Raw genomic sequence first — 7879 nt, forward strand, 5'->3', positions numbered from 1 at the left:
GCTAGATGAATGTTTTTATAAATTCAGGCACCACTTTACTTGCGGGTCCGTAAATTTTGGTTTGAAATAGACTTTCACCTAAGCTGGGCTCTAAATTAAGTTCAATCGTTTTTGCACTTGTTTGGTTAGCAATTTGCACAAATCCCGCCGCAGGATAGACATTGCCTGATGTGCCAATAGATATAAAATAATCCGCTTGCGAAAGCGCATCATAAATTTGTTCCATTTGTAGGGGAATTTCGCCAAACCAGACTATATGTGGGCGAATTAATTTGTTTTGTTGATAATTCACATCGTTAAAGCAATCAATTATTTGTCCTGTTTTTTCATTACGAACTTTTAATAATTCACCATGCATGTGAATAATATTTTTAGATCCAGCTTGTTCATGTAAGTTATCCACATTTTGTGTCACAATTAAGACATTGTCAGTACCTAATTTTTGTTCTAACTCTGCCAGCGCAAAATGAGCAGCATTAGGCTTTACGTTTGGGTGTTGTAATTTACGGCGCAACATATTATAAAAATCATGTACTGCTGTTGGGTTACGCATATAGCCTTCGTAAGTTGCTACGTCATTAACATCATAACCTTCCCATAATCCATTTTGGGCTCGAAAGGTTGATAAGCCCGATTCGGCCGAAATACCTGCGCCGGTTAGGATAACTATTTTAGGTATTGTCATCATTTATTGCACCTTTACAATTTAACTAAGATTATTGAAAGCAAAATATGAGCCATTTATTGGCTGTATTCGGTAGTAAAAATATGCAAAGCAGGTTTGCTAAGTTTTTGATATTGACTGTAGGCACTAGCCACTTTTAACCGGATATCGGCCTTTGATTCGCCATTTAACCAACCGTTAATCATTGCATGCACACTATACGCTTCGGGCGCCATACGGTGCAAAGTTAAAATGAGTGGAGTAATGCCTAGGCGCGATAGTGGTGGCGTAAAATATTGTTGGCTTTTGCAAGCAAATACTGCCGCATAACGTGATTTTTGTTTTTCTTGTTGCTCTTTTGATAATGTATTCCAACGCCAACTATCAGGTAAGTATTTTTTCCATGACCATTCCATTAATGAATCATGACCAATATAGACAACCAGATCTGCACTTCCCCCTGCTATCACCGTTTTATTATCCAATTTAAATACTTTTGCCTTTTTGCCTGCTGAATAATCAATAAAATCATCAACAGTATCGTTAATATATTTGCCATTATACGCCTGTGCAATTAGATAAATATCTTTGTCTTGGTGTTTGTAAATAATCTCTTCTAATATTATTCCTGATTTGGGACGATTAATTTGCACAACTTGCCACTCTTTTTGCTTAGCAAAATAGGTTTTAAAACCATAAGCCGCCCCCCAATAAAGGTTGTTTTTGGGATCTTGTCCGTTACCTATCGCCTTTGGAACTGGTGCTATCTTTTGATATTTGTTATCACATAGTGCCACCAAAACATGGATCACCTTGGGTTCGGCAAAGCAGGGAAAGGAGAGTATAAAATAGATAATCGGTACAAGCCATAACTGTGTTTTTCTTTTCTTCATTCGAGATTGTTACCTTAACGGTTATATTTATAACGTTATTATTTTTATATAGACTTTATAGCATATATATTCGGTTATTTAGCAAAAAATAGTCAAAATTGTTGATTATCAACATAAATAATCCTGCAGTAAATTTACTTTCCAACGCTTATTGTAGATAATAAAACAAGTTAACAAAAATAAATAAATTTTATATAGGTATTTGAAAAATGAAAACAATTGGTTTAATTGGTGGTATGAGTTGGGAAAGCACAACAACTTATTATCAAGTTATTAATCAAACTATTGCTAAATCATTAGGTGGATTGCATTCAGCTAAAACGATTTTATATAGCGTTGATTTTCAAGAAATTGAAAGTTGTCAGGCCAATAATGAATGGCATAAAAGTGCAGAAATTTTAATTGATGCCGCTAAAAGAGTGGAACTTGCTGGTGCAGATTTCATTGTTATTTGTACTAATACCATGCATAAAGTCGCAGATCAGATCCAAAAAGCAATTAATATTCCAATTATTCATATTGCCGATGTGACCGCTAAACATTTACTAGCACAAAATATTAAATCGGTCGCTTTGTTAGGGACTAAATATACAATGGAGCAGGACTTTTATAAATCTAAACTGTTCGATAAAAATTTAAATGTACTTATTCCTGAAGCCCAAGACAGAAATATCATTAATCAGATCATTTATGATGAACTTTGTAAAGGTATTATTAAGCCTGATTCTAAGCAGGCCTATCTTAATATTGTTGATAAACTCGTTAAAAATGGCGCAGAAGGCGTTATTTTAGGCTGCACTGAAATTGGGTTATTAATCTCTCAATCCGATCGCAATACACCTTTTTTTGATACCGCCTTAATTCATGCGCAAGAAGCCGCATTACTTGCAATAAGTTAATAATCTATTCTTCGTTCGTATATTCTAATATATCACCCGGTTGGCAATCTAAATGTTTACAGATTGCCTCGAGTGTTGCGAGTCTAAATCCTTTGACTTTACCTTGCTTAAGCAATGATAAATTTTGTTCTGTAATACCAATTGTTGCCGCTAAATCTTTTGATTTAACTTTACGTTTAGCAAGCATGACGTCTAAATTTATTATAATTGGCACATATGACTCCTTTTAAATAAATTGTTTATTTTCTTCATCTAGTTGGCAAGCTTTTTTAAGTATTTGACCAATGAACATAATACTAATCGCAATAAATAGCGTTATGATATCATCACTAGAAAAAGAAATAGAAAAGTAACGTGCTGATGCATCTTGATTATAAGTTAAGATCATTGTTAATAACGGTTCAGATAAAAAACGTATTACCTCCCAACAAACAAGTAATTTGCCAAAGATGTAACAATGGTTGGCTGATTTTACTGAAAAATATTCAGATTGACTGTAATTGATAAACAATAGTCTAAGTTGATAAAACGCATAAATTAAAATGAGTATTAATGAAGTTTCCATTAATGTTGCGATAGTCGCTTGCCATCCTGCTAAAGATTTAGGATCAACATAATCTTCCCCACTAGTGAAGAAAGAAAACCCTGCGAATTCAAGTCCAATATTTGATATATCAAAAAAATAATATAAGAATGGAGATATTGCGCTAACTAACAAAATTAGAATTGGAATTAATGTTAATAATGCCATAAATCGACAATATTGATTTAACTGAGAATGTGTTTTAGTTATATCTGTATTCATCTTTAGACCCTTTTTCTTTATAAAAAGTGAACACAGTATAACATTGGAAAAACGAAAAACAATAACAAATTAAAATAAAACGATAATTTTTTATTGTTTTGCTTGTCTTTATTGTGAAAAAGCCTTACTTTTTAAAGTAAGGCTTAGGAAGTTAATATTAATGAAAAATTATGCTTCGATAGCAACCCTTAACTTTTTCATTGCGTTTTTTTCAAGTTGGCGAATACGTTCAGCCGAAACGCTGTATTTATCAGCTAATACTTGCAATGTTGATTTGCTATCATCAGCATCTAACCAACGTGCCTTAATAATATCTTGGCTGCGTTCGTCTAGTTGTGATAGTGCATCATGTAGTTTATCTGTCGCATCATTTTCCCAGTTGTCATTTTCAATTGATTTGGAAAAATCAGAGTTACTATCTTCTAAGTATAGGGCCGGTGCAACAATTGAATTGTCATCGTCATCGCTGTCAATATCAAACGACATATCTTGTGCAGACATGCGTGATTCCATTTCAAGTACGTCTTTACGGCTTACACCTAATTCATCCGCAACCATATCCACTTCAGCACTACTAAACCAACCTAAACGTTGTTTAGTCTTTCTTAGATTAAAGAATAACTTTCTTTGTGCTTTAGTTGTCGCAACTTTAACAATACGCCAATTTTTTAATACATATTCGTGGATTTCAGCTTTTATCCAATGTACAGCAAATGAGACTAAACGAACACCCATTTCCGGATTAAAACGTCGCACTGCTTTCATTAGACCAATGTTGCCTTCTTGAATTAAGTCTGCTTGTGGCAAGCCATAACCAGAATAACCACGTGCAATATGCGCCACAAATCGTAAATGAGATAAAATTAACTGGCGAGCAGCATCGACGTCATCATCATAATAAAGTTTTTCACCCAATGATTTTTCTTCTTCTGCAGTTAACATTGGGTAGGTGTTAATCATGCGAAGGTATGATTCTATATTTCCTTGTGGGATTAAAGCACCTACTTGCATTTTTAAATCAGTACTCATTTAATTCCCCCTTAAATTAAGTCATTTTGTCACATCATCAATTAAATGTAACAATTAAAAACGTTAAAATAACGTTCATTTATTATTTAGACCAACAAACCATAAATTAGTTCATACTTTTTATTTTCAATTAATAAGTATTCACTTAAGATTTACAGCTATTAAATTTGTTTTATATTCTAGTTAATTATGGAAAAATAACTAGGTAATTCGTGTTATTTTTAAATATTTTTTTGTCGCAATAAGCGATGAAAACCATCCTATAATCATAGTAATAAGCATGATCAATATGCTTTCATCCCATAATAGCCCTTCGATATTGATTATTGTTCCAAATACATCTGAAACATTCAATATAATTGACTCTATTTGAAAAATAAATATTTCCGATAAAATTAAAGAAATAATTGAACTAATAAAGCCAATAAGAATACCACTATAAAGAAAAGGACGTAAAATAAATCCCTCGGTTGCACCAATTAATTGCATTACAACAATCGTTTGCTTTCTAGCAAAAATATTTAAGCGAATACTATTTCCAATAACAAGTGATACAGCAATAATCATAAATACCGAGATGATCCATACAACAGATTTAATCATGTCTGTTAACGCAGTTAGTCGAGTAAACCAACTATCATCTAACTTTATATCATCTATACCATCAAATTTAAGTAATTCAGTTTGTAATTGATGCAATATAACTGTTTTTTTTGCTTCTTCTTTAGGCATAACAATAGCTACTGCGGGTAGTGGGTTTTCGTCTAATAAATCCAATGCATTACTAAATCCTGACCATGTTTTAAATTCTTCTATTGTTTTTTCTCGAGAAAGATAATCAACTTGAGCAACTTCAGGATAAGATTTAAGTTTAGTAATCAATTCAGTTGTTTGTTCTTGGGTTAAATCTTTATTAATATAAATCGTTAAATTAGGCGTTGGATACCATTGTTTTGCAGTTTGATTAGCATTTTTCCAAAGAAGGTAACTAATAGTCGGTAAAGTAATTGAAATAGCAATAACAAAAACGGTCAATAGCGAGGCAAAAATATGTTGAGAAAAATCATTAAAAGTATTACGCCAAGCATAGCCAATTTGTCTTTTCCAACGAGAAAAAAAACTATTATTGTCTTTTTTCTTTAATTTAGTCGGTTTGTTATTAGCGTAATTCATTAACTTTTAACCTCTAAAAGCCCTTGATTTAAATGCAGTATTCGATGGTGTCTGCGACGAATAAGCCCCATATTATGGGTCGCCATCAAAACCGTTACGCCTGCTTGGTTAAATTCTTCAAAAAGCTTTAAAATATCCTTGGATAGTTTATCATCTAAATTACCTGTAGGTTCATCAGCAAGTAAAACACTGGGACGATTAACAATAGCTCGCGCTATGCCAACGCGTTGCTGTTCTCCACCTGATAACTGTATAGGATAAAATTTCATTTTATTTAATAATCCAACTTTATCCAATGATGCCGAAACACGCCTGCGAATTTCTTCTGCTGATTTACCTAAAATGATTAGTGGGATTGCAACATTATCATAAACAGTATGATCCATTAATAATTGATGATCTTGAAAAATCATCCCAATTGTGCGACGTAAAAACGGCATTTCATGCCTACTTAATCCCGAAACATCAACGCCATTTAATAACACTTTTCCATCATTAGCTTTTTCTAAACCACAAATCAATCGCATTAAAGTGCTTTTACCAGCACCAGAATGTCCTGTTAAAAAGGCCATTTCTCCCGGTAATAACGTAAAGTTTATATTTTGTAATGCCGATTTTCCGCCAGAATAAACTTTACTTACACGTTGAAATTGGATCATGATTTCTCTCTATTCATCTGCTTGATCAAACAAAGCATTAATAAAATCATCTGCAACAAAAGGTCTTAAATCATCAATTTTTTCACCCACACCAATATAACGTATAGGAATACTAAACTGATCTGCAATACTAAAAATAATTCCACCTTTTGCAGTACCATCTAGTTTAGTTAATGTCATGCCAGTAACGCCAATAGCTTCATTAAAAAGTTTGGTTTGACTAATTGCATTTTGACCTGTGCCTGCATCAATCGTTAACATAATTTCATGTGGTGCCGTTTCATCTTGCTTTTTGATGACTCGTACTATTTTTTTCAGCTCGTCCATTAAATGAGATTTGTTTTGTAAACGACCAGCAGTATCAGCAATTAATACATCTATTTTCTTGGCTTTTGCTGCCTGTACTGCGTCAAAGATGACAGATGCTGAATCAGCATTGGTATGTTGTGCAATAACTGGAATGTTATTACGCTCTCCCCAAACTTGTAACTGTTCAACAGCCGCTGCACGAAAGGTATCACCAGCAGCAAGCATAACTGATTTGCCTTGTTGTTGAAATTGACGGGCTAATTTGCCAATTGTTGTTGTTTTACCTACGCCATTAACGCCTACCATTAAGATAACAAAAGGACTGTGGCTATTAATATCAAGCGGTTTATCTACGCCACTTAAAATTGAGTTCATTTCTTGTTTTAAAAGCTCATGTAATGCATCGGCATCTTTCAGTTCTTTTCTTGAGGCTTGTTTTGTTAAACTATCTATAATTCTTTGTGTTGTATCAAAGCCTACATCAGCAATAAGCAATTGTTCTTCTAGTTCTTCAAATAGGGCTTGATCAATCTTTTTGCCTTTAAATAAACTAAGAAAACCAGATCCAATATTTTGTTTAGTCTTAAAAAGACCTTTTTTTAAGCGAGAGAAAAATCCTTCTTTTTTTTGTTCAAACATAAATAATTTACCCTAAGATCATTCCTAATGATCATTCTATCTTATTTTAGAATAAAGCCCAATGCATTCAATAAAAGAGACTAATATTATTTTTTCAAATCTTTTGTTAAAAATAAATATCTTGAGTTGTGATATAGCGCCAATCACTTAATGGTAATTGATGAGTAAATAGATTATATTTTCCAATTTGAACTCTAACCAATCTTAAACAAGGAAAACCAACAGCAGCACACATTCGCCTAACTTGTCGATTTTTTCCTTCTGAGATTGTAATGCTAATCCATGAAGTAGGTACTGTTTTGCGTTCTCTAATAGGAGGGATTCTTTCCCATAGTTCTTTTGGGTCATCAAGAAAATTTACTATAGCTGGCGCTGTGTGAAATTCTTTTAATTGTACGCCTTTTCTTAGTCTATTTATAGCTTGTTGGTTGATAATACCTTCAACTTGTACCCAATAAGTTTTAGGTAATTTAAATTTTGGTGAGCTGATTTTGGACTGTAATTTTCCATTATTCGTTAATAATAATAATCCTTCGCTATCAGTATCCAAACGTCCAGCAGGATAAAAATTAGGTAATTGTATAAAATCTTTTAATGTCTGATATTTTTCATGCGGTGAAAATTGAGTTATGACATTAAATGGTTTATTGAAAGCTATTAAAGTATTCATTTACCAATCTATATTAATCAATTAAAACCCCAGAAAGCAAAAAAGCCCAGCATCACTGCTGGGCTCATCTATTTAAAAGTCTGGCGGCACCCTACTCTCACATGGGTAATACCCACACTACCATCGGCACTACGGCGTT

At 33.1% G+C, this 7879-nt stretch carries 9 protein-coding genes and 1 pseudogene; 1 reads left to right on the top strand and 9 read right to left on the bottom strand.

All coding sequences use genetic code 11. The features are described 5' to 3' along the window. Position 1: 1 nt before the first annotated feature. Both cobB and GQ594_RS09970 read right to left on the bottom strand, forming a co-directional pair. A complete protein-coding gene (cobB, locus tag GQ594_RS09965) occupies positions 2 to 685 on the bottom strand; it encodes a Sir2 family NAD+-dependent deacetylase (RefSeq protein WP_160412636.1) in 684 nt (227 codons plus the stop codon). A gap of 56 nt (positions 686 to 741) precedes the next feature. Then, on the bottom strand, positions 742 to 1557 hold the full coding sequence (locus tag GQ594_RS09970) for a hypothetical protein (RefSeq protein WP_160412570.1): 816 nt from the start codon (positions 1555 to 1557) through the stop codon (positions 742 to 744). A gap of 209 nt (positions 1558 to 1766) precedes the next feature. On the opposite strand from GQ594_RS09970, the gene GQ594_RS09975 reads away from it, so the two are divergent. Continuing rightward, the gene (locus GQ594_RS09975) at positions 1767 to 2456 is read left to right on the top strand and encodes an aspartate/glutamate racemase family protein (RefSeq protein ID WP_160412569.1); all 690 of its coding nucleotides are present in this window, start codon (positions 1767 to 1769) and stop codon (positions 2454 to 2456) included. 4 nt (positions 2457 to 2460) lie between these two features. Here GQ594_RS09975 and GQ594_RS09980 read toward each other — a convergent pair whose 3' ends face one another. The 7 genes and pseudogenes from GQ594_RS09980 to GQ594_RS10010 form a co-directional block, all read right to left on the bottom strand. Then, a complete protein-coding gene (locus GQ594_RS09980) occupies positions 2461 to 2670 on the bottom strand; it encodes a helix-turn-helix domain-containing protein (protein ID WP_160412567.1) in 210 nt (69 codons plus the stop codon). 12 nt (positions 2671 to 2682) lie between these two features. Next, positions 2683 to 3261, bottom strand: a complete 579-nt coding sequence (locus tag GQ594_RS09985; protein WP_160401712.1) for a DUF2975 domain-containing protein — start codon at positions 3259 to 3261, stop codon at positions 2683 to 2685. 168 nt (positions 3262 to 3429) lie between these two features. Then, positions 3430 to 4290 (bottom strand): RNA polymerase sigma factor RpoH, encoded by an 861-nt coding sequence (gene rpoH, locus GQ594_RS09990; RefSeq protein ID WP_160401711.1) that lies wholly within the window; start codon positions 4288 to 4290, stop codon positions 3430 to 3432. A 201-nt stretch (positions 4291 to 4491) separates the two neighbouring features. Then, on the bottom strand, positions 4492 to 5463 hold the full coding sequence (gene ftsX, locus GQ594_RS09995; RefSeq protein WP_160412565.1) for a permease-like cell division protein FtsX: 972 nt from the start codon (positions 5461 to 5463) through the stop codon (positions 4492 to 4494). Next, entirely contained in the window at positions 5463 to 6122 is a 660-nt protein-coding gene (gene ftsE / locus GQ594_RS10000; protein WP_160401709.1) for a cell division ATP-binding protein FtsE, read from the bottom strand. Before ftsE ends, ftsX begins: the two co-directional genes overlap by 1 nt. Positions 6123 to 6131: 9 nt before the next feature. Beyond that, positions 6132 to 7055 (bottom strand): annotated as a pseudogene (gene ftsY, locus GQ594_RS10005) (signal recognition particle-docking protein FtsY); the annotation flags it as partial. A 121-nt stretch (positions 7056 to 7176) separates the two neighbouring features. Continuing rightward, entirely contained in the window at positions 7177 to 7740 is a 564-nt protein-coding gene (locus GQ594_RS10010) for a pseudouridine synthase (RefSeq protein WP_160412563.1), read from the bottom strand. Positions 7741 to 7879: the final 139 nt, after the last annotated feature.

This window comes from Gilliamella sp. Pra-s52, from assembly GCF_009795805.1.
Classification (GTDB): Bacteria; Pseudomonadota; Gammaproteobacteria; order Enterobacterales; family Orbaceae; genus Gilliamella.

Excerpts from the sequence above, each read along its gene's own strand:
- GQ594_RS09970 (WP_160412570.1), bottom strand. The coding sequence starts at position 1,557 with ATGAAGAAAAGAAAAACACAGTTATGGCTTGTACCGATTATCTATTTT.
- rpoH (WP_160401711.1), bottom strand. The coding sequence starts at position 4,290 with ATGAGTACTGATTTAAAAATGCAAGTAGGTGCTTTAATCCCACAAGGA.
- cobB (WP_160412636.1), bottom strand. The coding sequence starts at position 685 with ATGACAATACCTAAAATAGTTATCCTAACCGGCGCAGGTATTTCGGCC.
- GQ594_RS09975 (WP_160412569.1), top strand. The coding sequence starts at position 1,767 with ATGAAAACAATTGGTTTAATTGGTGGTATGAGTTGGGAAAGCACAACA.
- GQ594_RS10010 (WP_160412563.1), bottom strand. The coding sequence starts at position 7,740 with ATGAATACTTTAATAGCTTTCAATAAACCATTTAATGTCATAACTCAA.
- ftsE (WP_160401709.1), bottom strand. The coding sequence starts at position 6,122 with ATGATCCAATTTCAACGTGTAAGTAAAGTTTATTCTGGCGGAAAATCG.
- GQ594_RS09985 (WP_160401712.1), bottom strand. The coding sequence starts at position 3,261 with ATGAATACAGATATAACTAAAACACATTCTCAGTTAAATCAATATTGT.
- ftsX (WP_160412565.1), bottom strand. The coding sequence starts at position 5,463 with ATGAATTACGCTAATAACAAACCGACTAAATTAAAGAAAAAAGACAAT.